Raw genomic sequence first — 25,551 nt, 5'->3', positions numbered from 1 at the left:
AGATTCTAGATACTATTTTTAGTCTTAGCTGAGAACAGAATCAATACTGTTTATTTATCAATACGTTAGGGATAAAAATAGTTTTAAATTATTATCAGCAGCTCTGTATTCACCATTATTTATCTACATTTCTTATTAGTTTTGTTTTATGCACCCATATAGTTATAGTTGAACAGTTTATAACTATCTTAGTTTATAGCTTGCCTATCTTTTTAAAGAAGTCTTTATAAGCGGCAACCTTTTTATCTAACGCTAATGGGTAAGCGCGGGAAGTAGAAGGCAGTCTATATAAGGTCAATTCATTTACCTTACCTGCTTTATTATTAGCAGCATCGTGCCACCTATAAGGATAATCAACATTTTGGTTGGTCTTAGGATGTTTTGATTTAGCAGGTGGCTCAGGTAATAGGTTTAATAATACTTCTGTTGCTTTGCCGCCAGTCGTGAATAATGATTTTACGTTAGGAACTTGCGGCAAGATAGTATCTAAATCAATGGTGGTGACGACGGTTAGATTTTTATCAGAGGCGTTACCGGTTTCGCGAATCGCTTGGACGACGGTCGGGCAAGAGGCAATGCCGCGCTCAAACATAAAGGCGCGGATACGTTCGGGGTCAAAGCGCTTTTCATCCCCTACTCTAAAATAATCAGCATCATTAAAAAATACGCGCCCATAGATACGCCACATGTCATTTTGAAAATTGGGATAGTGAAACCTCATCGCCCATTTGTCTGCTGTGGGCGGAAAACTGCCCATCATCATGACGGTGGCATCTGGCGGTAGCACAGGTCCAAATGGATGGGTTTCGATATGTGGCGAACCTTGTGGCAAATCATGTGGCGAATTGAGTTGTATTGCTTGCTGCCATATGAAGTCGTTAGCAGGTTTTGAGGGCGCTATGTGAGAATTAGCTGAGGTGTTAGTCATGATATTCTTCATCGGAAAAGTGGTTTTTTTGGTATGATAGTTGTTGTAAATATTGCCTATAATGACTTTATAAAGCAATTACCTTATTAGCTAAGCTTATCATTTATGTCCTTACTAATATAAAAGCTCGCTCAATAGAGTCAAGACGCGATTTGTTATAGCTGCCTTTTAATAAAGATATCACGTTGCAAAGTGACTACTGCCTACCCTAAGACCGAAACCAAGAGAGTACTTATGAATGACCTAAAGATTAACGTAATCGACCATCCGTTAGTACGTCATAAACTGAGCCTGATGCGCGAAAAGGACTGTAGTACTTATAAATTTCGTACCTTGACCAAAGAGCTTGCCCGCTTGATGGCTTATGAGGCGAGCCGCGATTTTGAGATTGAAACTTTCTTAATGGAAGGTTGGTGTGGTGAAATCACGGGTGAGCAAATTATCGGTAAAACGGTGACCATCGTGCCTATTTTGCGCGCTGGTATTGGCATGCTCGATGGGGTGCTCGATATGATTCCGACGGCGAAAATCTCGGTGGTTGGTTTGCAGCGTGATGAAGAAACACTGGAACCGGTACCATTTTTTGAAAAATTTGTCAGTCATATGGACAAGCGTCCTGCATTGATTATTGACCCAATGCTAGCGACCGGTGGTTCGATGGTGGCGACCATTGATATGCTTAAAAAGCATGGTTGTAATAATATTAAGGCATTGGTTTTGGTTGCCGCACCTGAAGGTGTGCGTTTGGTGAATGAAGCACATCCTGATGTGACCATTTATACCGCCGCACTTGATAGCCATTTGGATGAGCATGGTTATATCATTCCAGGGCTTGGTGATGCGGGTGATAAAATCTTCGGTAAAAAAGAAGGTCAACATTAGGCGTTGTTTTAAGAAATAGAAGGTCATCAAGGTCGTAGTAGACTCATAAACTCACAATCATTTTATAGCAATTTCTTAAAAAAGGTTGTTATTAACTGTCATTATTCACTTATCAGGGATTATAAGGATAACCAATGAACGTATTGATTACAGGGGCAAGCGCAGGATTCGGTGAGGCATTAGCAAGACGTTTGGTGGCCAAAGGTCATCGAGTGATCGGCTGTGCTAGACGATTGGATAGACTAAATGCGCTGGCACAAGACCTTGGTGAATTATTTTTGCCTGTGGTGATGGACGTGAGTCACCCTGATACCATTCCGAAAATCATTGCTGATTTGCCAGAAGCCTTTAAGCAAATCGATGTATTGGTGAATAATGCGGGATTGGCGCTGGGTACAGAGCCTGCGCATGAAGCCGATCTTAATGACTGGACGCGGATGGTTGATACCAATATCAAAGGGCTAATGTCAGTGACGCATTCGGTATTGCCTGCTATGGTGGCGCGCGACAGTGGTTATATTATTAATGTGGGTTCTATTGCGGGTAGCTGGCCATATTTTGGTGGCAATGTGTATGGGGCGACCAAAGCCTTTGTTAAACAGTTTAGCTTAAATTTGCGCGCGGATTTAGTCGGTACGCAAGTACGGGTAACCAATCTTGAACCGGGTAATGTGGCGGGCACTGAGTTTTCAAACGTACGCTATCATGGCGATGATGACAAGGCAGCCCAAGTTTATTCCGGTTTTAAAAATATGACTGGCGATGATATTGGTGATATTTTATTGTGGTTAATTGAATCGCCTGCGCATATTAACGTCAATCGTTTGGAAGTAATGCCTGTTGCACAAACTTATAATGGGCTGACGATTGCCAAGCAAGATAAATAAATATGTCAATAAGAACTCATTAGCGTAATTCATAAAAGCGAAGCAATATAGTGCTATGTTCTAATAGCGCTATATTGCTCTCCTCTTCTATCTCTTTGTCTTCCACTTCATTTACTATTTGCTCATCTACCAATCGTAAGTCGTTAAAATCTAAAATCAATATCTCGTTACGTATGCGCTCACTCGTGCGCTTATTATGTCGTAATGGAAATCCTAGCACTTGCCTGCCCGTCACGCGTATTTGATTGATAACAATAGGTTGGGAATTTGAATTTTTTGTATTTAAAAAAGCCGATTGCTTAGCTAATTGGGGCAGTTGTTGCATAGCCAATACAGCAGTGGCAGGATTAATAGTGGTAGTAAAAAGCTTTTCACGACGCGTGCTTTCTGGAATGTTACCTGCAACAAATAATATCTGCCCTAATGGTAAGTATTGCCCATAACGATGCAACTCATGCCGGAATAACGCTGGCAACTCAGTGTTAAAACTGTCTTCGGTTTGCTGATAAAATGCGGCAAAACTGCGCTGAATATAACGTCCAAATACAGTGGCGTTCACCCAATCTTGATACACCTCATTATCTTGCAAAATCTGAGTGAAGGCATAAGGGTCAGGTGTGATACTGCCGTTTAGCATTGCCAGTAATAAGGACTCTGCATTACTGAAAGTATGTTGCGACCATACTTGCGGATAAAGGCTGCTATCAATTTCTACCAGCGTTGAATGATTCATCACGCGTTGTCCTTCTTATGTCTTTGAGGGCAGCTTGCTATAGATTAGCACAAATATTTCTTATATTAGGTCAAATTTAGCCTTCCTTAAAAGGAACCTTCAATCCATGTATAAAAGAAAAATATACTAGCAATAACAATGACATAGGAAAATATCGTTTGAAATAAACCTTGGAAAATAGCCTGTAAGAGTTTATGAGAATACTTATAAGAAATTAAAGCGTAGATAAACCAAGTGATAGGCACTATTACTAACCAAAAAAACTTATCTAATGATGAAATAGGTCGGCTTGTATTGAAATAAGCATCCAACCAGCTAATAACTAAGTAAATTTCACCTTGAATTATGATTCCTATAAACTGCACTAGTAAAGGTACTGAATCACCTTTTTTATTGGCTAACCTTTTCATGTCAGTCTCGATTTTACTTATAATTAATCTGCTAAAGGTTCAATCAACTCAAACCTTGGCACTTCTTTATTATCGACCAAAACAGTTCCAGCAAACATCGTTAGAGGGCGTGCTCAAACACTATATTCACCGTAAAGGCAGCGATAAACGACTAGCGATTCTTCAGTTTCTGAATGCTGCGCGGTATGTAAGACTTGATATAAACTGCCTTTATAGTGGCGGTAAATACCTTGAGGGACGGTGTTTTTAGTTGACTGGGTCATAGCAAACTCCTGACTTTAAAAATTCTGTTAATCCATCTGTAAAAAAGGTCGACAATTAAAAGTCGACCTTTTTTACACTACGCTTTGCAGATTGCTTAAGCAACCGTCACTTTTGCATAAGCTTTCTTGCCAGCTTGGATAACAACGGTTTGCCCAGATGTTAAGCTAAAGCCACCATCAACTACGTCGCCATCTACTTTGACCGCGCCACGTTTAATCATGTCTTTCGCTGACGAGCTGTTTTTGGCAAGTCCAGCTTGGTTTAAGATTTGGGCGATAAATAAGGCGTCTTGACCTTCTAAGTCTAGCGTCACTTCTGGTAAATCGACTGGCAATTCGCCATCGGCTAATACGTTACCTGCTGATTTATGCGCATTCGCAGCAGCGTCGGCATCGTGAAAACGCTCAATCAACTCTTCGGCTAAAATGCGTTTGATTTCTTGTGGGTTGCGACCGTTTTCCATCTCTGCCATTAACGTTTCGACCTCTTCCATTGGCTTAAAGCTTAAAAACTCAAAGTAGCGACGGATTAAGGTGTCTGGCATAGACAATAATTTTTGGTACATGGTGCCCGGTGCATCATAAATGCCAACATAGTTATTCAGCGATTTAGACATTTTATTAACGCCGTCTAAACCTTCCAAAATCGGCACAGTGATACAAACTTGCGGCTCTTGACCGTAGCGACCTTGCAAGGTACGACCCATTAATAAGTTAAAAGTTTGATCCGTACCGCCAAGCTCGATGTCGGCTTTTAGCGCAATAGAATCGTAACCCTGTACTAAAGGATATAAAAACTCGTGAATAGCGATTGGCGTTTGCGCTGCATAGCGTTTAGAGAAATCATCACGCTCAAGCATACGTGAAACAGTCAGCTGACTAGAAAGCTGAATCATATCCGCCGCTGACATATCTTTAAACCATTCAGAGTTAAACACGATGCGGGTTTTTTCTTTATCTAGAATTTTAAAGACTTGCTCAGCGTAAGTCTTCGCATTGGCTTTGATTTGCTCATCGGTCAATGGCGGACGGGTGGCATTTTTACCAGAAGGGTCACCAATTTTGGCAGTATAGTCGCCGATTAGAAAATAAATCTCATGACCCAAGTCTTGAAAATGCTTGAGTTTATTAATAAGCACGGTATGCCCTAAATGCAAATCAGGCGCGGTCGGATCAAAGCCCGCTTTGATACGTAAAGGACGGTTTAGTTTTAATTTTTTTACCAAATCGTCTTCTGATAAAATCTCTTGCGTACCACGTTGGATAAGGGCAAGTTGTTCTTCTAGGGTGTATGAATGCTCGGTCATAGTGGTCTCTTCATTGTCTTATGAATTGTCTTTATGCATTTATTAAACCCGTTAAAAGGTTTAGAACCTTAAAGGCGTACAAAAAATGGTAGAATTTGGCAGATATATTAGCGTTTTTTAAGGTAAATTGCCATGACCAACCCTATACCTAGTGATGATACTCAAAATAATGACGGACTATATTCAGCGGCAGATATCGATAGTGCCTCGGAATATGCCACGCTGACCGATGCGCTTGAGCAGACCGTATTTGAAAGTTTCGATGACGGCTTGTATATCGGGATGATGTCCGGCACGAGTCTAGACGGTATGGATGCAGTGATTTGTCAATTTTCTGCTGGTAATACGGATAACGACACCAACACACCTATGCAGCTATTGGCGACTTATAGCCAAGATTTTCCGCCGCGCTTACGTGAGGTATTATTGGCGTTATGTCAGCCCAATGGGGTGAACCAATTAATCCAGCAAGATGATAAACCGAACAGTGAATTGGATTGGTTCGGATGGGCAAGCAAAGCTTATGGCGAGTTTGCCAGCGAAGTAGTGAATGCTTTATTACAACATGCCAATATCGATGCAGAATCTATATTAGCGATTGGCTGTCATGGGCAAACGGTACGTCATCGTCCGCACATAGGCTTTACTTTACAATTGCTCGATGCCAATATTATTGCTGAGCGTACCGGTATTAGCGTGGTGAGCGACTTTCGTCGCCGTGACATGGCAGTCGGTGGGCAAGGTGCGCCACTCGTACCTGCCTTTCATCAGGCGCTATTTGCAAAAAAGGATACCACGCGCGTGCTGCTTAATTTAGGCGGTATTGCCAATATTGCCGTCTTGCCAGCAACCGTGAACCATAATGACAATCAAGTCGTTGGTTATGATACAGGTCCTGCCAATTTATTATTGGATGCGTGGACAGCTTTACATATCAATCAAAGCTATGATGCAGGTGGCGCTTGGGCGGCATCGGGACAAATTATCAAGCCATTACTCACGCAACTATTGACGCATCGTTTTTTTGACCAACCTTATCCCAAAAGTACGGGACGTGAGGATTTTAATCTGGCGTGGTTACAGTCAGAATTGCAAATATTCGATCATGTAGCGCCTAATATTGATTATTCGTCAGCCGATGTACAAGCGACACTGACTGAACTGACTGCTATCAGTGCCACGGAGCAGATCAAACTATTTATAGGAAATGAATTGATAGGAAATAAAAAGATAACAGAGGCAGTTTATATCTGTGGTGGTGGCGCGTTAAACAGTTATCTGATGACGCGCTTGCAATTCCATTTGCCGTATTGTCTTGTCGAAACTACAGCAAGCTTAGGACTTGCGCCAACTTGGGTAGAATCGGTGGCATTTGCATGGCTAGCACGGCAAACATTGATGGGTGAAACGGGTAATTTGCCAGCAGTCACTGGTGCGCATAAAGAGGTGGTATTAGGACAAGTATGTTTCGCGTAACCTTTTTCTGATTATGTATATAATTTTAAAACATAAGTTCGTCTATTTTATAAAAATATGTTAAAAATAAACCAAATTCAGAACAATGATAGTTAATATAAATGTCTATAATGGTTAATATTAGATATTACTTATAGTTTATCTTTATTATTCTGAATTTTTCATTGCTCGTTTTTTTATCAACAATTGTATCCAATGAACTGGTTAGTTGATTTAAGTTTACAGGCGTACACTTATGTGCTTTATAATGGTCGTCAAAATGTCGATATAACGCTATAAGTAACACAGTGTATTGCACTGCATAATAATCATACGACATCTGTAAGACCTTCTTTAGGACCGCAAAGTATAGGATATATTGCATGAGCCAACACAACGATTCACTGACATCGCAAGCAGATGCTGCTAATGTAGCGTCACAACAAAAGTCGCGTCAAAAGCCGCCTCATTACGAGCGCCCTGATGATATGCGCGTGGTAGTTACTGGAATGGGGGCGATTACCCCGCTAGGTCTAGACGTCGAGAGCACATGGACACGCTTATTAAATGGTGAAAGTGGTATCGCACCGATCACTGATTTTGATACTGAAGGCTTCCGAACTCAGTTTGCAGGCTTAATTAAAGACTTCGATGTTAGTCAGTACATGACTGCCAAAGATGCACGCCGTTATGATGAGTTTATGCATTATGCAGTAGCGTCTACAGCTATGGCATTAAAAGATGCCGGCTTTATTAATAAATTAACTACTGATGAAGCGCCGGTACAGAACGTTGATCAAGAACGCTTTGGTGTCATTTTAGGGTCAGGTATTGGCGGTATTCAGACTATCGAACGTAGCTGCGAAGTGTTACGTGTTAAAGGTCCTACAAAAGTTTCACCATTTATTATTCCAGGTACGATTGCCAATATGGCAGCAGGTTTGGTTGCAATTAAACACAAGCTTAAAGGTCCTAATCTAGCGACAGCCACTGCATGTACGACAGCGACTCATGCGATAGGTTTGGCGGCACGATTGATCGTCTATGGTGATGCGGATGTGATGGTTGCTGGTGGTAGCGAAAAAGGTTCAACGCCAATTGGTATGGCAGGGTTTGGCGCGTTGCAAGCATTATCTACACGTAATGATGAGCCGGAACGAGCATCAAGACCTTTTGACAAAGACCGCGATGGCTTTGTTATGGGAGACGGCGCAGGTATACTGGTATTAGAGAGTCTTGCTCACGCTAAAGCACGTGGCGCGACTATACTGGCTGAGATCGTTGGTTTTGGTATGAGTGAAGATGCCAGTCACATTACCTCACCGCCAAAAGATGGTAGCGGTGCTGCTCGTGCTATGCAAAATGCACTTAACGATGCGGGTATCGAGGCCTCTCAAGTTGGTTATGTTAATGCTCATGGTACCAGTACACCAGTTGGCGACGTGGCGGAATCTATCGCTATCGAAAATGTGTTTGCGTCTGTTAAAGACACTATTCTAGTCAGCTCAACCAAATCAATGACTGGTCATTTGCTAGGTGCTGCTGGTGCGATTGAAGCCATATTTACGGTACTAACACTACAAAATCAGCATGTACCGCCAACGATTAACCTTGAGAATGTCTCAGAAAACTGCAATCTTGATTATGTAGCCAATCACTCTCGCAAAGTTGAGAATCTAAACTACGGAATTTCGAATAGCTTTGCCTTTGGTGGTACTAACGGCTCACTTATTTTTGCCCGCTGGCCCTAAGCTTAAGCAATGTTATTAACATCAGATTGATTTTAATGTTGCTACGTTTGTCCCCTTGCAGCCCCTTATTATACTTGCGTATGATAGGGGGTAATTTTTGGAACCCTATGGAACATATCATGTCAAGCTACTCATTTTCTCATCAATTCTACAAGCATTGGACGCAAGCTCCAAAGCTTGTACGGGCAGCGATTGTGCAAGAATTGACAGACATCAATAAACTATTGCAACCTGATACCGAACTTACCGATTTTAGCTTTAATGAACCTGACCTTGATGCTCATATAAAAGTGCTATATGACGCGCATTATGCTGAGCTGTCCGCCGCTAAAGCTATTGCCGATGCGCAGCAACTTGCTGATGAACAACGTTTAGCGGAAGAGATAGAAAAAGAAGAAAACAGAAAAGCCGAAGAAAAAAAGGCACAAGAGAAAAAAGATGCGGAAGTAAAAGTAGAAGTGCAAGACAACCATACTATCAGTAATGACAAAGATACTGACAGACAGCAACAAGAACAGCAAAGTACTTTAAATGATAGTAGTGGCATTGTTGAAGTGACTGAAAATACAACCAAGACTGGTCCTAGTAAAGGTCATGTGAATAGCAATAAAGACAAGGTTCTCTCGGCTTTACAACTGCATGCCAGCGCAGATACGGCAAAGCACACGCCCATAACAGATACCCTAGTCAAAACACCAATACTGAGTAAGGACAATGAAGCCTTTATTCATGAGCTTGGCATGCATATTGATGATTATTTAAGCGAGCAAATGGCGCAACTGTCTGAAGATTTAAAATCGTGGTTACGCGCTGAGATTAGCCGCCAGCTTAGCGAGCAAGCGACGTTATCCGACAGTAGTAATAATCAATAATATATTTATATATATTATTGATTGTCTAATTATATAACGCGCAAAAAAAGCACCGAATAAATTATTTATCCGGTGCTTTTTATTATTTATAGCTTATAAACTTATATAGCTTGGGTACGTTCAGTAAGCCATTCAAGCGCCGTACCGGTCACGCGATTATTAAGCTCGATATAGACTTGGCTATGATACTCATTGAGCCAGTCTTTTTCAATTTGCGTTAATAATGCCGGTTCAATCAAGCGGGTGTCAATGGGGCAATAAGTTAAGGTTTCAAAGTTTAAGAAATCGCCAAACGCAGTTTCGGCTGGATTTGCAACACGCGTATTGACCATCAAGTTTTCGATACGAATGCCCCATTGTCCTTCACGGTACAGACCAGGCTCATTACTTGAAATCATGCCGGCTTTCATCGCGCGCTCTTTTGGTGTACTGGCACTATAGGCAATCACTTGTGGACCTTCATGAACGTTCAAGAAGTAGCCAACGCCGTGACCGGTGCCATGACCATAATCCATCTGAGCTTGCCAAAGTGGCGCGCGGCAAATCGCATCAATCAATGGTGAGGCAATACCATCAGGAAAATGCGCTTTTGCTAAAGCGATATGCGCTTTTAATACCGTGGTAAAGTCGCGTTTATGCGCGTCATTAACCTGCCCAATACCGACCACGCGCGTGATATCTGTCGTGCCGTTTTGATATTGTGCGCCTGAATCAATGAGTAACAAGCCGCCTTCGCCATCCGCCACATCTAGATGACTAAAGTTTTCTGGCGTGGCACGATAATGCGGCAATGCGCCATTTTCATTAAAACCAGCAATCGTTGGAAAGCTTGGAGAGACGTAATGTGGTTGTTTGCTGCGGACGTCAATTAACATACTATCGACATCAAGCTCGCTGAGACGCTCGCCACTGGCAAGGCGCTGCTCAAACGTAGCAAAAAATTCACACAACGCCGCCCCGTCTTGACGCATCGCTTCACGCACATGGTCAATGTCAGCATCGGCTTTGACTGACTTTAGCAAAGTACTGGGCGCCATTTGCTCAATAAAGCCAACATCGTCGACCATTTTTGATAATGTACCAACTGCCACTTTACTTGGGTCCAACAACAATAAATCCTCAGGGGTAAGTGCCCCTAAGGCATCTTGTATCACCACATAATCTTCAAGGGTAAAGCCATTATCTTGCAAGCGTTGCGCAATCTCTGAGCTGACTTTATTATTGTCAATAAACAAAGTCGCATTTTCCGTATCAATTAATAAATGCGCTAAAAATACCGGATTGTAATCCACATCTGCACCGCGCAGATTGGTCAGCCATGCAATATCATCTAGGCTAGATAACAAATGATGCGTTGCGCCTGCTTTTGCCATACCATCTCGAACCGCAGCAAGTTTTTCAGCCGCTGACTGAGCAACAAATTGAGCGTTATGCTCATACAATTGGGCAACGGGTAATGCTGGACGATCGCTCCAAATATCGGCAAGCACATCACGGTCGGTTATTAATGTAATCTCATTGTCATCAAAAGCGCTTAACAGACGGTCTTGCTCAGCAATTGACAAGACATTACCATCGACTGCCACGCTATCCCCTTCTTGCAAGTGTGCCGCTAACCAATCAATATGATTTGGCTGACCGGGTGCAAGTTTTTCCAAGCTAATGCCTGTGTCTTCTAATTGCGCTGCAGCATGTACCCAATAGCGACTGTCTGTCCATAATCCTGCAAAATCAGCGGTCACCACCAACGTCCCAACTGAACCAGTAAACCCTGATAACCATAGGCGCGCTTGCCAATACTCCGGCAAATATTCAGATAAATGAGGATCGGCTGATGGAACAATGATGGCAGTCAAGTCTTGCTCGACCAACGCTTGACGTAGCTTATTGATGCGATCATGAATGTTTTGCTTATTCATTGGGGTATTCCTTATTGATTGCTTGAAGGTATTACTTGGTTTAGCTTTACGGTATAAAAGCACAACCGCTGTATAAGCACTGTGTTCTATTAAAATTTCTTTCAATCGCACAATCTTCTTTTAATAGAGCACTACTATTACAATTATTCTAAAAACGTATTATACGATGTTTGGGCGAAGTATCAGCTTTCAATAGCGTATTGATACTATTTGCATCGATAAAAGCAAAAACGTGCTACCGATTATGGTAACACGTTTAATTATTTTTTAAGGTCACGTCAGCTACTTATAAGCATTTACTGACTAAGCTGATCGGCTTGCTCACTCTTTTTAAGCATATTATTAATAGGCTTGGATAAAACCAGTAATAATATTGCAGTGGCGACCAAAAATGCCGTCATGGTGGTGAATAAACCGGGCAACCCTTCAATTTTATCCGCGGAGACGTGACCACCAAAGAATGCGGCAACTAAGTTGCCCAGCGCCACAGAAGCAAAAAACAGCCCCATCATCTGACCTTGCATTCCTTTTGGGGCAAGTTTGGTCATTGCCGATAGCCCAACCGGACTAAGTGCTAACTCGCCAAGGGTTAGCAGAAATAAACTGCCGACCAACCATAATGGTGATGCCAAGCCGCCTTCATTGGTCAAAATACTTTTAGAAGCAAATATCATCAATGCAAAACCTGCCGCCGCTAATAGCATGCCCATTGCAAACTTGGTCATGCTATTTGGTTCAAGCCCACGATTGCCAAGCTTAACCCAAATAATACTCGCAATTGGGGCTAATAGTAAAATAAACAGCGGATTTAAAGACTGAAACCAAATACTGGGTATCTCAAAACCAAGGACATTTAAGTCGGTATAATTATCAGCGAATAAGTTAAATGACGTTGGCTGCTGCTCAAAACTTGACCAAAATAGCGTTGAACCAATAATCAGAATCAAGCAGGTCAATAACCGCAGCTTATCCGTTTTATCGAGACGGCGTGATAGGAACATAACCACAAAATACAACAGAACCACGGCAGCAATAATATAAGTCATATACTCTGCCACCATCTCAGGCGCAAATGGCATGGTGCCCGTTGCCACCAACACAACAAGCACAGCTAGCAACGCAATAAAGCCTGCTACCCAGCGACCCACATTGCTAAAATGATTATTCGAATGTTCCCATTCGGGTTTAATGTTCTTGGCTCGAGCATAATGGTTTAAGGTTTTTTTGGCTGAAAAACGGTAAATTAGCAAGGATACCAACATACCCAAACCGCCGACTCCAAAGCCAACATGCCACATGCCTTTTTCTTTGAACACGCCAACAATAAGCGCAGCCAATAACGCGCCGATATTGATACCCATATAGAATAAGGTAAAACCACCATCACGGCGCGAATCGCCTTTGGGATATAAAGCACCCACCATCACTGAAATACAGGTTTTAAATAAACCTGAACCGAGCACAATGAATATTAGACCGACAAAAAACAGCGTCATACCGAAAATAGCTGATAGCGCAATACACAAATGACCAAGTGCAATAATAATACTGCCCCACCATAGGGCACGCTCTTGACCAAGCCAATTGTCCGCCAACCAACCACCGGGAACCGCAGCTAAATAAAGTGAGCCGGCAAAAATACCATAGATAGCTGACGCAGTGGCTTCATCGAACCCAAAGCCGCCGCTACCTACAGTTGCTACCATAAATAGTACTAATAGCGGGCGAATACTATAATAGGAAAACCGCTCCCACATCTCAGTAAAAAACAACGGTCGTAACGGCTTTGGATGCCCCATAAACCCATTTTCCAGCGCCGCTAGTTCGGTAGCACTAACTTCTGTTTGTGATTCCGTGCTCATAATCTATTCCTTTATATAGCGCTCAATAATAACCAAACCCTCGATAACACTCACGGGCAGTCACAAATGCTGGTTATTGTTTCATTTGACCATAAGCATGTAAAGAAGAAAATGGATACCAGCTAGGTAGCTTCGTTCGTCTTCTCTATCAATTGTGCCCACGAAAAAGCCCGCCATCAAAGCATGATGGCGGGCTTTTTATGAATAGGAACACGCTTATAAATGTATAAAAAAATAATAGTAACGGTAATAAACGTATCGTTTAATAAAACATCAGCAATGATAAAAACGGCCTATAGTAGCCGTCTTTTCTTTATATCACTTTATATGCGCTGTTTGCCATTTAGCAAATCGTAAGTACTATTCTATTTCCAATAAATTGAATAGTACTTACCATACAACAAGTGCTGTTACTGAGCTGCTTCGGCTTTATCCGCTTCAGCAGGTTCTACAGTTGCTTCAGCCGTGCTGTCTGCACTAGCAGCAGGCGCTTCTGCTTTATCTGCGGCAGGAGCAGCTTCAGCAGCCTCGGTTGCTGCGACTGGTTCAGCAGCAGCATCAGTACTAGCAGCAGGCGCTGCCGCTGTAGCAACAGGTACTTCTTCTTCAGCAGCAGTTTTCGCTGTAATGTGCTCACCGGCAGGACGTAAGAATCCTGAAACGCCAATCAGTAAAACGATTGCTAAAAATAAGCCAACGCCGCCCAAGGCAAACATAAACTCTCTTTTAGGGTTGTTTTCGACAATATGCTCTGACATACCTGATCCACCTTGCACAAAAATATGTAAAATTTTAACCTATTATATCGCAATTTATGCCGATTTGTTAAAACCCTTAACTATTTAAAGGATTTATTATTAAGCTTCTATCGAAAGATTGCTATTACCTTCATTAGCGCCCTATATTCGCCCGTGCGCTGGCACGTTTACCGAGATAACTGAGTAAAAGTAGCAAGGCGATAAGGATTAAAATGGGATAATGACCCATACTCATAAACGGGGTGTTGCCAACGCGCGCTTGAATATTACCGCGTAGAACAGTGCGTTCAAACTGTGGCAAGCGTTTTACGATATGACCTTGATGATCGATAATAGCAGTGACACCAGTATTGGTCGCGCGCATAAACCAGCGTCCATTTTCAAGAGCACGCATTTGTACCATTTGTAGATGTTGTAAGGGACCAGCAGACGTACCAAACCAAGCATCATTAGATATAGTTAATAAGAAGTCCGTACCAATAGCATTTTTGCGAGTGGTATCGGGATACGCCACCTCATAACACACGGCAGCACCCAAATTATGACCACGTACATGTAGCGGAGATTGGTTGTCCCTACCACGACTATAGCTCATAATATCTTGGCTACCAGCTAGATTGGGCAGGATATCAAACATACCTTCAAAAGGAATATATTCACCAAAGGGCACGAGACGCTGCTTTTTGTACAAGCCATCTGCTTGAGCGCCAAGGGCAATCACACTGTTATAAAACGGTGGATACTTATCAGCTTTAGGATTAAATGCCGCTTCATCTTTATAAGGAATACCCGTTATCCAAGTGGTATTGGTGGCTTTTGCCATTTTTACCATTTCATTAATAAACCCTACCGCTTCATCTTGGAACATCGGAATAGACGATTCAGGCCACAGGACAATATCACGCCCCCACTCACTACGCGTTAAATTTGCATAAATTTTAAGAGTTTCTATTTGATATTCAGTTAGCCATTTTAAATCTTGCGGAATATTCCCTTGAATTAATGACACTGATAAATCTGGTGTGCCTTTTGGCTTCGTCCACTGCGGATTAATCAGCCATAGCGAGATACTGATAACCAGTAATGCGAGCGAGGCAAGCATATAACCACCGCGACGACGGAATAGCTCAACCAAACTTGCGCCGAATAATACTACTACAAATGAGACCGCAAATACGCCAGCTACAGGCGCAAGCGACGACAACCAACGCTGCTCAGTGAAAGCATAACCGACGAACAACCATGGAAAGCCGGTAAACAGCCACGTTTTCATCCATTCTTGCAATATCCACAGCGCAGCAAACGATAGGGGCTGCTTGCCGACCACACGGTTAAATACTAGCGCTAAAAAGCCGTGAAAAAGACCCATCCCAAGACCCATCAGGGCAATCATAATCAGCGCCAGCCAGGCAGGCGTATCGCCATAATCATGAATTGAGGTATACAACCAAAATGCGCCAACGCACCACAGCCCCGTACCGTACGCTTCACCAATAAAAAAGGCTCGCTTGCCACTCATCTCTGGCAATAACAACGCATATAATAGCGCCGGCGACACCACGGCTAATGGCCAAAAGCCATACGGTGCTAACGCCCATAAAAATATTGCCCCCGCAGCAAAAGCCAGCAATAAAGTGATCGCTAAGGGTCTAGAAGTATTTTTATTCGGGTTCAAACGTTTTTGTAAATCAGCCGTAGTCAGGCGCATAGCAGTTATCCAAATAACAATTATCCAAATTTATCAACTTTTAAGGCCCACTTATTACCGTTAAATCACACCTCTTTTCTTACTTTGAGGGTTCGCTTCAAGGATGATTAGTAGTGGTAAATAAGTCTCCCAAAATTAAACCCGACTATCATAACAGCCTGTGCTAAAAAATGGGGAAAATTGCTGGCTAGTGTCACGTGCGTAAGAATAATTGCCTGTAACCGCTTAAATTTCTCAAATAGCGCCCATAAAAAAACACGACCATAGTCGTGTTTTTTTATATAAGTTCTAAATATGAATTTATCTATAGCCAGTTAATGACTGCCGATAAGATGATGCTGATCAGGCACCACTTTGGTCAGCTCTAAATTCTGAATAAAGCGACCCTCAACATCTGTCACCGTAATCTGCCAGTCATTAATAGTGACACTCTCACCTTCTAAGTCACCCATATGACCAAGCGTTTGCATGACCAGCCCGCCCATGGTATCGACATCGGTATCATCAAAATGGCTACCCAGCTCGTCATTACAATCTTCAATCACGGTAGAAGCTTGTACCCGCCAGGTATTGGGCTTTTCTGGATGCACGACGATATTATTAATATCACTGTCTTCATCAAAGTCATCATGCTCATCAACAATATCGCCAACAATTTCTTCGAGCAAATCTTCCATGGTCACGATACCAGCAAAGTTACCAAATTCATCGATGACCACTGCCATATGGACTTGAGTACGCTGCAACGAGCGTAACAAAGTATCAGAGCGCGCGTTTTCACTGATATACAGCGGCTGGCGCACCAAATCTTTTAAGCGCTTACTGGCAATTTTTTCGTCTTCATCACGTACCATATGCACTAAAATTGGAATCAAGTCTTTAGCAAGCAAGATACCGATGACCGCATCATCATCTTGGCTATCAAACACTGGATAACGCGAATGGGTGGTTTCAAGAATGATATCCATCACTTCTGCAAGGCTGGTACTTTCGTGCAAACCTACTACCTGCGGGCGCGGCGTCATGATCTCGCGAACTTGGGTCGCTGGCAAATCAAGTACGCCTTCTAACATATCTACCGTATCAGGCTCTAGGAATTGACGCGATTGCTGCACAAGACTAATCAGCTCATCACGGGTTTCGGGGGCGGTCGATAGCCAGCGTTTTAAGCCGCGCATCGACCAACTACTCGGGCTGGGAGTGTCGTCAGACATGGTGGTGTGAGTTAACCTCTTTAGTTAATGGGGATTAAATAATACACAACATGATATATGGAGATGAAAACCATAAATAAAACAAAGGTATTAATGATAAAAAATAAATAAAGCAGTTTAAATCAGCTTCACTTTATCGCAAGCTTACCCGACATTCAACGATAAATTTATCCAAATTGTATTGTCAGTGTGGGACAAACTTTGCTATGGTCGACAGCATTATTTATAGCTTTATTGATAACATTGAGCCTTATGTCCCCTCGAGCCTTTATTTCACGCCTATTCACAAAACGTATTCAGAATCAATCGCTTGCGTCCACTCGTCAATATGACTCAGAAAAGACACATTCGTGGCCACACTCGTGGAGATATTATCTGCTGCAGTTTTTTATTGTCAAGGCATTGATATTGTCCGCAGTTTGGTTGCTGATGGCGATTTGGTATCAATTTGGTGGAAATTCTACGGTCACCTGGTTTGCAACGACTGTCATTATTGGCTTATTAACAGCATTACTCACTGTACGCTATTTGCCCAAGCGGGTTTTATCGAAACAAGTTCTGAAATCCTTTATTAATAACCAAGCTAAAAACAAAGCCAGTAAATGGCTGACCGGATTGTATGTCGGGGTTTGGCTGACTGGGGCAGGCTGGTTTGTGTCTATCACTCCGCAACAACTGCGCGACTGGAAACCAGAAGTGGGTCAGATATTATCCTATACGCGCGATGCCAATAACTCAGATTTGATAACATTCACCAACGTTCGGAACTTTGATTGGCATACTGGCGATGATGCAACAGAACGCTGGGAGACGCGCACAGTCGATATGAGTAAATTATCCGGCGTTGATGTGATTAACTCGTATTGGATGGGACCACTGATTGCTCATACTTTGGTAAGTTTTCGCTTTGAAGATGATAGACCTCTGTCGTTTTCTCTAGAAATTCGTAAAGAAAACGGTGAGTCGTTTTCAGCATTGGGCGGCTTTTTTAAACGTTATGAGCTGAGCTTAATTGCCTCAGAGGAGCGTGATATCATTTACACGCGCAGTAATGCACGCGGTGAACAAGTCTATTTATTTCCTGTCAGCCATCTGCAACAGCACGAAGTCAAATCATTATTTGAGTCTTACTTAATTGCTGCTGACGAATTAAACGCCAAACCTGAATGGTATAACACCTTAACCAGCAACTGTACCAATATTATTTTTTATATGGCGCGTGTGGTCAGTGGTGAGCGGCTACCGTGGGATTATCGAATTTGGGTATCCGGTTGGCTGCCTAATTATCTTTATGATTTAGGCATGCTTGATGCCAGTCCTCAAAACAACACTCAGTCTGCGACCAACGCTCAATCATGGTCAATGGATACATGGTATGAGCGCGCGCACATCAACCCTAAAGTTAAAGGCTTTAATAACGGTAACAACATTCATGGCAGTGAGTTTTCAATGCAAATTCGCCAAGGTATTCCGATTCCACCGCTGGCTGACCGCCATGCCATACGCGTTAATCCCAACTAAGGAATACGAACTAAGGTTTTACCCAATTAACCACACGCGTCTCCATCTCGTCATCATCCATACCGATTTCAGTCACGCAGCGCCCTGCCACACCGACATTGGCAGCACGCATTTGTTGCTGAGTTGCCACCGCATCTTGGGTCAATAATAAATGCCAGCTTGGTAAGTTTTGCCCTTTATACAAGCGCTTATAAGCACAGTGCGACGGTAGCCACATCATGTTAGGCAGATTATCAATCGTCAGTTGAATACAATCTGGTACGTGCTCTTGGCGTGTCGCATAATGCCTGCAATAGCCCGTCGCGCAGTCCATAAGCTGACAGGTCACATCGGTATACTCGACCAGACTTTCATCCACGTTGCCATCTTCATCTTCGTCGATATATTTAATCAAACAACAACTGCCACAGCCATCACATAAAGCTTCCCACTCATTATTAGTCAACTCATCGAGCGTAAAACGCGTCCAGAATTGCTCGCGCAACTCGGTCTGGTCCGACTGGATACTGGCTTGACTGTTGCCTTCTGCTTGGGACGCAGTCAACGGGCTTGGCTGAGGCGTACGAGTAGATTGTAAAAAATTTAAATTCATATATTTTCTTAACGGTAGGCAGATAAATTTGGGTAACGAGCGTTACAGTATTATAGCTGTTTTTGACTAAGTTGGGCGTTATGGTAGTACGGGTAAGCAAACTAAGCGTTATAAATAAAGCTAAATCAATAATACTCATGCTAGAAAACTTCAAATCTAAAAAGGACAACACTATGTCAATTAAGACCTTTGAGCTCATCAGCACCACAGATGACGGTGTTCAGCTTATCAGCTACGTGGCATTACCAGAAAACGCTGCAGACGACAAACCCGTCGCCGGTATTTTAGTCGCACCAGAATGGTGGGGCGTGGTCGAGCATCCAAAAAATGTGACCGAACGCTTAGCAAAAGCGGGTTATACAGCGGTGGCAATGGATATCTACGGTGAAGGCAAGCTAACATCAGATGCTGCACAAGCAAATATGTGGATGGAGCAAGTATTAGCCGATCAAGACATGCTGATGTCACGCTGCCGTTTAATTCTTAATGATTTCAGTGACCAGCTTGCCGTTGATGGTGACAACTTAGGCGCAATCGGATTTTGTTTTGGTGGCAAAATCGTTCTCGATATGGCGCGCGAAGGTATGCCTTTAAAATCCGTTGCTACTTTCCACGGCAATCCATCACCTAAGCAGCCTGCCGATGAGAAATTCACTGCTAAGGTATTGGTCGCTCATGGGCGTGATGACTCGATGGTATCAATGGATGCGATAGAAGGTCTAAAATCAGAGCTAGATGCTGCCGATGTTGACTACACTATTGATGTTTATGATGGTGCTAAGCACGGTTTTACCAACCCGCAAGCAGATGAGCGCGCAGCCAAAAACGGTGTAGACTTGGGCTATAATCAAGCCGCCGCCAAGCAAAGTTGGGAAAACATGCTTGAGTTTATGAAAGAAAATTTAGGCTAATTACAGGCTATATTTTTAAATCTAAATTCAGTTTTTGGTTAAAAATGACAAGTAGTTATTACCATTAGCCGTTACGAAAAACTGATAGCAGAGTAAGCATGTCTTACTCTGCTTTTTTATGTGTGTATGGAAATTCATTGCTATTATTGAACCGCTACAAAAGCTTACTAGCCGTAGGGAATTGAAACGCTAATATATAATGAGAATAACTGCTTAATCATTATCTAACTTAATGACTTTCTAATTTACCAACTCTCTAACTTGATAATTCTTTAAACGATAATAAGGTAGAAGCTATGAAAACCATTCAAGAATTATATGACTTTACCGATAAGACGATCATTATTAGCGGTGCAGCAGGCGCTATCGGTAGCGAGGCAGCACGCTTTTTAAGCTCACTTGGTGGCAATATTGTTCTTGCTGATTTAAATGAAGAAAAAGTACAGCAAATTGCTTCAGATATTGAAAAAGAAACAGGTAATGCTACTTTAGGTATCAAAACAGATTTCACCGAAGAGACGCAAATCGAAGCTTTAGTAGATGCGACTATTGAAAAATTTGGCAACATATCTGCGGTCGTTAATAACGTTGGTTGGGGCGCAAATACCCCATTATGGGAATCTAACACCGAAAAAATGGTAGATGCCTATAAGCTTAATACCTTAGGTGCTTATAATTTAACCCGTTTATGTATGCCGCATTTAAAGAAAGAAAATAATGCTTCTGTGGTATTTTCAGGCTCTATGGTCGGTAATACGCCATCGCCAGAATTTATTGAATACAGCACTGCCAAAGCGGGTTTGCTAAATATGGTCAGAAGTATGGCGGTAGCATCAGGACCTGAAGTGCGCTTTAACTCGTTAATTATCGGGACGGTAGATAATGGTGCCTCATCTGAAGAGGCAGGCTATACTCAAGAAATGATAGATAATGTGGTCAAAGGTATCGTGCTCAAAAGGCGCGGTCTACCAGAAGACATCGCTTATGCCATGGCATTTTTACTAAGTGATGCAGCGTCGTGGATTACAGGTACTGAGCTGACCGTCAATGGTGGCGGTGTTTATAAAACTAAAATGCCTACTTCATAGTTATTGAAACCCCTAGAAATATTAACCAATGAGCATACGGTAGAATTTATCCTACCGTATGTTTTTTTATATCACTATATTTAAAGAGGCTTATGCGCATACGAGCCTTGAACCTTCTAATGACTCGGTCTGATAAAGTTGTATTTATTGTTAAATAGCGTCATTATCACTCAATGGACGGACAGACTGAGTGGGGATGATGCTATATTTTTTGATGGGTTCTTTAGGCTGGCTGGCAGTTATCACCTTGCTGGTGATTATGATTGTCCTCTATATTAGGTTGCATCAGCAACTGGCACAATTGCAACAGGATATGGCGCAGTTAAAAAACGAGCTGAAGCACCAAACGCCTAAGCAACGAAAGGAAAATATAAGCCTTCTTCAACACTCCTTATCTACTAATTCTGTAGCCGATAGTGCACTCAATAACTCTACTGTGGGTGAAACTTCTGCTATAAATGCTACTACTGTACAAGGTATATTTGACGCCAAAGCACCTATTGCAGATACAGTTTCATCGACAGCAAAATCAATGCCGCCACCGTTACCGCTTGATTCTTCATCACCTAGCTCTCTAGGAGTCCCTGCAACTCAACCGTTCGCCAATAACAGTCAGCCGTTAGCTGATCAAAACAGTACTACACCGATAGAGCCTGACGAACGCTCATTTCCGATTGTTACCTCGCTTTTCCACTCAATTCAAAATTGGTTTTTGGGTGGTAATTTGGTGGTGCGGGTTGGGGTATTGGTTTTACTCGTTGGCGTGGTGTTGTTATTACGCTTACTCAGTGAATATATCGAAATTCCAATTGGTATTAAGTTGTCAGCGATTGGTGTGTCAGGATTGGCACTTGCCGGTTTGGGATTCAAGCTTGTGCCCAAGCGCTTTGCCTATGGCATTACGTTGCAAGGTGCGGGGCTGGCAACGGCATATCTAACGACCTTTTTTGCTTATAGTGTATATCAAGTGATGAGCAGCTTACCAAGTTTCATAACACTTGGCATATTATCAGCAGTGACTGTTGCTTTAGCCGTGCGCCAAAACGCGTTTCCTTTGGCATTAGTAGCATTGTCAGGTGGTTTTTTCGCGCCGATATTAACCAGTCAAGACACTGGTAGCTTAACGGTATTATTTAGCTATTATTTATTATTAAACATTACCATTGCCGTTATCGCCCATTATCGCCCGTGGAAAGTGCTAAATTTATTTGGTGCAGGCGTAACGTTTGGGCTGGCATATTATTGGGGACTGACTGAAAACTTAATGCCCATCATTGATAATCAGCGATGGGCATTGGTCATGCTAGTCGCACTACATGTGCTGCTATATTTATTTGTGGTCATCCGTTACGCCCAGCAAATTATTGCTTATAACGATAATAATGAAGCTAACCCCATTACCGCTGGCAATACTGAGCAAATTATTGATAGCAAAAGTCAGCATGCCAGCTATGTGTTTCCCATTGATATCGGACTCCTATTTTCTGTACCCTTATTAGCATTTGGTTTATTTTCGGCGTTACTGCATGATATTAATCACGCCTTAACCCTTACCAGTGCAATTCTAGCTGCGATATATTTAGGACTTGGCTGGACGTTTATTCAGCGCAGTCAGCGTTATGCGCTGATTACCGAAGGGATGTTGACATTAGGCTTTGGCTTTTTAGCCTTGGTGATTCCGCTTGCATTAAACGCAGAATGGATTGCCTTTGGTTGGTCGGTGCAAGGATTGGCACTGGTTTGGTTTGGGCGGCGCTCATTACGGGCGTGGTCAGTCATATTCGGTATAGTGTTGCAGCTCGTTAGTGTTGCTATGTTATTGAATAACTTCATGGGCATCGACCATTATCCAACACTCGCTTTAACGATTTCTGCCATCAGTGCCGTTGCCAGCGTCTTTATTTTACGTGCCGGCAATTCGCCTATTAATGATATCAATAATTCACTTATTAATAATACTGATAATCAGCTTTCCCGCAATCAAGCACTGCCAGATTATGCCAAAGTATTGGGTATCAGCGAAACGGCAGCTCAGCAATGGCTTGCCAGCATCAATAGCCAAAGTGTAGCGTTTAGAATCATTTGGCAACGTCCCGCTTTAATACGCTTGTTGACGCTAGCCGCGATGGGTTGGCTGCTGTATGTCCTTATCATCGACTTTGACCAATGGTTTGCCAGTTGGCAATTGGCAACGACGGCGCTGATTGCAATGGCAACGTTAACCATTCTTATTATTTATTATGCCGTGAATCAATATCGTCCGTGGCGTGAGGTCAGACAATTTAGCCACAGTTTACTGCTGTTATTTTATGCCGTACTGATATGTCAATTGCCACAAAAATATGAATTCGACTATCAATGGACAAGCTTTTATTGGTCAATATTTATAACCTTAGTCATTGGCTGGCTAGTGATTGGACAACTATGGTTAAAAACGTGGCATGGCTATACCGATAACAATAGCGGTGCAGAATTAAAAGGCTACGATAGCGCCAGTTGGCTTGGTACAGGCATTATCATTATTGCCGAATTGGTACATTATAAATTGCCCGATTCAAAAGGTGTTATTACTATCCTTGTACCCATAGCGCTGATGCTTGCTGGACTGTGGTTAACGTATCGTCAGCAAAATCATAATCAGACGGAAAGTTCTTCTTCAGGGCGCACGCTCTACTGGTTTAGTTGGCAAGAAGCACTACTAAATAGCGCCAAAATATTTGTGCCAATCACTTTAGGTTGGGTTATTTTTACCAACTTCACCTACGATGGCGTGATTTGGGGACTGCCCTATTTTCCCTTATTTAACTTATATGATGTGACGTTATGGTTGGTAGTATTTTACGGACTGGGCGTGCATTTACTACGTCAACGTGGCATGCAATCGCAAAACCTATTCTCCGCCATTCGCAAAAGCGACACGTTACTGATTGTATTGGCGTTAATTAGTTTTTGGATATGCTCTAGTATGTTGGTCAGAACGTTGCATGCGTTTATTGATACACCGTTATGGATTGGTAACGTATACCGCAGAATTGGTTATGGTTATGCGGGTAACGCATGGGACAGCGAGCAAGTGCAAACAGGGCTGACCATTTTATGGACGTTGCTGGCACTGTTCGCCACTATTATTGCCAGTCGCTACAAGCAGCGTGCGCTTTGGTTTATGGGTATTGGCTTATTGGGTATTGTGGTTTTAAAACTGGTCTTGGTTGATTTGTCACAGACAGAAGCAATTTGGCGGGTGATTTCTTTCCTTGGTGCGGGCAGTTTGATTTTACTGATTGGCTATTTAGCCCCTTTGCCACCTGTGCGTGATGAGTCTGTAAAGTAAGTAGAATAATAACTTCTCATTAAGACAAATTGAAATGGCAGCCTGAGCACTTTTTCGCATCCTTACTTTTTAGCATCCGTACGTGGCTTATGTAGTAAACTGAACGTCATTGCTTAAAGCGACGCATTGTTACTTTAAGCACCACATTTTATCAAAAACCACATTTTATGAATAAAAGGTTGTAACAGCAAATGGATACGAGAGCGAATATTCAGTGGTTCCCCGGACACATGAACAAAGCGCGCAATGAAGTCAAAGAAATCATGCCGCAAATGGACGTGATTATCGAAGTGCTCGATGCGCGCATTCCGTATAGCAGCGAAAATCCGATGGTCGCCACCCTGCGCGGTGACAAGCCGGTGATTAAAATTTTAAATAAAGCTGACCTTGCCGATCCTGAGATGACGCAAGCATGGATGGATTATTTTGAGCAGGAAGATGGAGTCAAGGCGCTGGCTTTTGATGATAATAAAGCGGCAGATGTACACCGTATTATTGAGCTTTGCAAAAAACTCATGCCCAATAAAGCTGAATCCGGTAGACAAATTAAAGCCATGATTTTGGGTATTCCAAACGTGGGAAAATCGACTTTGATTAATACTTTAGCCGGTCGCGCCGTTGCCAGAACGGGCAATGAGCCTGCCGTCACCAAATCGCAGCAGCTGATTAAACTTGACGGTGGCATCATGCTCTATGACACGCCCGGTATGCTGTGGCCAAAAGTTGAAAACGCCAATTCAGGCTATCGCTTGGCGGCAACGGGTGGTATCCGCGATACGGCATTTGATTTTGATGATGTCGCCGGTTATACCGCTGAATATTTGTTGCAGGCATATCCTGAACTGTTAAAAGAGCGTTATAAAATTGAAGAATTGCCTAAGACAGATGGGGAGTTCTTTGAAATCGCAGGGCGCAATCGAGGGTTATTAAAGAAAGGTGGCGTAGTGGATATTTACCGCATGTCAGAAATCCTTGTCAATGAGCTGCGCAGTGGCACGATTGGGCGTATTAGTCTGGAAACCCCTGATATGCGTGAAGCGGAAGAAGCTGTCGTTGCGGAACAACGTATTGCGCTTGAGGAAAAGAAACTGGCTAAGGAAGAAGAAAAACGCGTGCGTCGCTTAAAAACGCGGAAGAATCGGAAGTAGGGTTAAATTTT

At 42.6% G+C, this 25,551-nt stretch carries 20 protein-coding genes and 1 pseudogene; 10 read left to right on the top strand and 11 right to left on the bottom strand.

Features of this window, described 5'->3' with window-relative positions; translation table 11 throughout:
- Positions 1-193: 193 nt before the first annotated feature.
- Positions 194-763: a DNA glycosylase gene (locus H2245_RS10035; protein WP_404944677.1), complete on the bottom strand. Its 570-nt coding sequence runs from the start codon at positions 761-763 to the stop codon at positions 194-196.
- Positions 764-1,162: 399 nt separating this feature from the next.
- On the opposite strand from H2245_RS10035, the gene upp reads away from it, so the two are divergent.
- Positions 1,163-1,810, top strand: a complete 648-nt coding sequence (upp, locus tag H2245_RS10030) for a uracil phosphoribosyltransferase (protein ID WP_062533997.1) — start codon at positions 1,163-1,165, stop codon at positions 1,808-1,810.
- A gap of 134 nt (positions 1,811-1,944) precedes the next feature.
- Complete coding sequence (locus H2245_RS10025) at positions 1,945-2,697, top strand: SDR family NAD(P)-dependent oxidoreductase (RefSeq protein ID WP_182407256.1); 753 nt, start codon at positions 1,945-1,947, stop codon at positions 2,695-2,697.
- Positions 2,698-2,716: 19 nt separating this feature from the next.
- Here the strand turns inward: H2245_RS10025 and H2245_RS10020 are convergent, their stop codons facing one another.
- From H2245_RS10020 to tyrS, 4 genes and pseudogenes are all read right to left on the bottom strand, one after another.
- Entirely contained in the window at positions 2,717-3,430 is a 714-nt protein-coding gene (locus tag H2245_RS10020) for a hypothetical protein (protein ID WP_182407255.1), read from the bottom strand.
- A gap of 86 nt (positions 3,431-3,516) precedes the next feature.
- Complete coding sequence (locus tag H2245_RS10015) at positions 3,517-3,840, bottom strand: hypothetical protein (RefSeq protein WP_182407254.1); 324 nt, start codon at positions 3,838-3,840, stop codon at positions 3,517-3,519.
- Between the two features lie 23 nt (positions 3,841-3,863).
- Positions 3,864-4,103: pseudogene (locus H2245_RS10010) on the bottom strand (DUF1653 domain-containing protein).
- A 95-nt stretch (positions 4,104-4,198) separates the two neighbouring features.
- On the bottom strand, positions 4,199-5,410 hold the full coding sequence (tyrS, locus tag H2245_RS10005) for a tyrosine--tRNA ligase (protein ID WP_182407253.1): 1,212 nt from the start codon (positions 5,408-5,410) through the stop codon (positions 4,199-4,201).
- A 132-nt stretch (positions 5,411-5,542) separates the two neighbouring features.
- Between tyrS and H2245_RS10000 the strand changes: the two genes are divergently transcribed.
- From H2245_RS10000 to H2245_RS09990, 3 genes are all read left to right on the top strand, one after another.
- On the top strand, positions 5,543-6,886 hold the full coding sequence (locus H2245_RS10000; protein WP_182407252.1) for an anhydro-N-acetylmuramic acid kinase: 1,344 nt from the start codon (positions 5,543-5,545) through the stop codon (positions 6,884-6,886).
- 362 nt (positions 6,887-7,248) lie between these two features.
- Positions 7,249-8,616 carry a beta-ketoacyl-ACP synthase II gene (gene fabF / locus H2245_RS09995; RefSeq protein WP_182407251.1) on the top strand — a complete coding sequence of 456 codons (1,368 nt, stop codon included), beginning with the start codon at positions 7,249-7,251 and terminating at the stop codon, positions 8,614-8,616.
- Positions 8,617-8,723: 107 nt separating this feature from the next.
- The gene (locus tag H2245_RS09990) at positions 8,724-9,488 is read left to right on the top strand and encodes a hypothetical protein (protein ID WP_182407250.1); all 765 of its coding nucleotides are present in this window, start codon (positions 8,724-8,726) and stop codon (positions 9,486-9,488) included.
- Between the two features lie 101 nt (positions 9,489-9,589).
- Here H2245_RS09990 and H2245_RS09985 read toward each other — a convergent pair whose 3' ends face one another.
- The 5 genes from H2245_RS09985 to H2245_RS09965 form a co-directional block, all read right to left on the bottom strand.
- Positions 9,590-11,407: an aminopeptidase P family protein gene (locus H2245_RS09985; RefSeq protein ID WP_182407249.1), complete on the bottom strand. Its 1,818-nt coding sequence runs from the start codon at positions 11,405-11,407 to the stop codon at positions 9,590-9,592.
- Between the two features lie 296 nt (positions 11,408-11,703).
- On the bottom strand, positions 11,704-13,269 hold the full coding sequence (locus tag H2245_RS09980) for a peptide MFS transporter (RefSeq protein WP_182407248.1): 1,566 nt from the start codon (positions 13,267-13,269) through the stop codon (positions 11,704-11,706).
- A gap of 410 nt (positions 13,270-13,679) precedes the next feature.
- The gene (locus H2245_RS12115; RefSeq protein WP_259365165.1) at positions 13,680-14,027 is read right to left on the bottom strand and encodes a hypothetical protein; all 348 of its coding nucleotides are present in this window, start codon (positions 14,025-14,027) and stop codon (positions 13,680-13,682) included.
- A 133-nt stretch (positions 14,028-14,160) separates the two neighbouring features.
- The gene (gene lnt / locus H2245_RS09970) at positions 14,161-15,735 is read right to left on the bottom strand and encodes an apolipoprotein N-acyltransferase (protein WP_182407247.1); all 1,575 of its coding nucleotides are present in this window, start codon (positions 15,733-15,735) and stop codon (positions 14,161-14,163) included.
- Between the two features lie 314 nt (positions 15,736-16,049).
- Positions 16,050-16,949: a CBS domain-containing protein gene (locus H2245_RS09965; protein ID WP_182407246.1), complete on the bottom strand. Its 900-nt coding sequence runs from the start codon at positions 16,947-16,949 to the stop codon at positions 16,050-16,052.
- 252 nt (positions 16,950-17,201) lie between these two features.
- Here H2245_RS09965 and H2245_RS09960 point away from each other — a divergent pair, with 252 nt between their 5' ends.
- A complete protein-coding gene (locus tag H2245_RS09960) occupies positions 17,202-18,470 on the top strand; it encodes a DUF4105 domain-containing protein (protein WP_182407245.1) in 1,269 nt (422 codons plus the stop codon).
- A gap of 10 nt (positions 18,471-18,480) precedes the next feature.
- Here the strand turns inward: H2245_RS09960 and H2245_RS09955 are convergent, their stop codons facing one another.
- Positions 18,481-19,062, bottom strand: coding sequence for a YcgN family cysteine cluster protein (locus H2245_RS09955; protein ID WP_182407244.1), 582 nt, complete (start codon positions 19,060-19,062; stop codon positions 18,481-18,483).
- Positions 19,063-19,235: 173 nt separating this feature from the next.
- Here H2245_RS09955 and H2245_RS09950 point away from each other — a divergent pair, with 173 nt between their 5' ends.
- From H2245_RS09950 to ylqF, 4 genes are all read left to right on the top strand, one after another.
- Positions 19,236-19,973, top strand: coding sequence for a dienelactone hydrolase family protein (locus H2245_RS09950; RefSeq protein ID WP_182407243.1), 738 nt, complete (start codon positions 19,236-19,238; stop codon positions 19,971-19,973).
- Between the two features lie 296 nt (positions 19,974-20,269).
- Positions 20,270-21,061, top strand: a complete 792-nt coding sequence (locus H2245_RS09945) for an SDR family NAD(P)-dependent oxidoreductase (RefSeq protein WP_182407242.1) — start codon at positions 20,270-20,272, stop codon at positions 21,059-21,061.
- Positions 21,062-21,257: 196 nt separating this feature from the next.
- Complete coding sequence (locus H2245_RS09940) at positions 21,258-24,392, top strand: DUF2339 domain-containing protein (protein ID WP_182407241.1); 3,135 nt, start codon at positions 21,258-21,260, stop codon at positions 24,390-24,392.
- A 191-nt stretch (positions 24,393-24,583) separates the two neighbouring features.
- Positions 24,584-25,540, top strand: a complete 957-nt coding sequence (gene ylqF, locus H2245_RS09935) for a ribosome biogenesis GTPase YlqF (RefSeq protein WP_182407240.1) — start codon at positions 24,584-24,586, stop codon at positions 25,538-25,540.
- Positions 25,541-25,551 lie beyond the last annotated feature (11 nt).

It is taken from the genome of Psychrobacter sp. GP33 (assembly GCF_014119005.1).
Lineage (GTDB): Bacteria > Pseudomonadota > Gammaproteobacteria > Pseudomonadales > Moraxellaceae > Psychrobacter.
The sequence above is the reverse complement of the archived record's forward strand: the minus strand, read 5'-3'. Positions and strand labels throughout refer to the sequence as shown.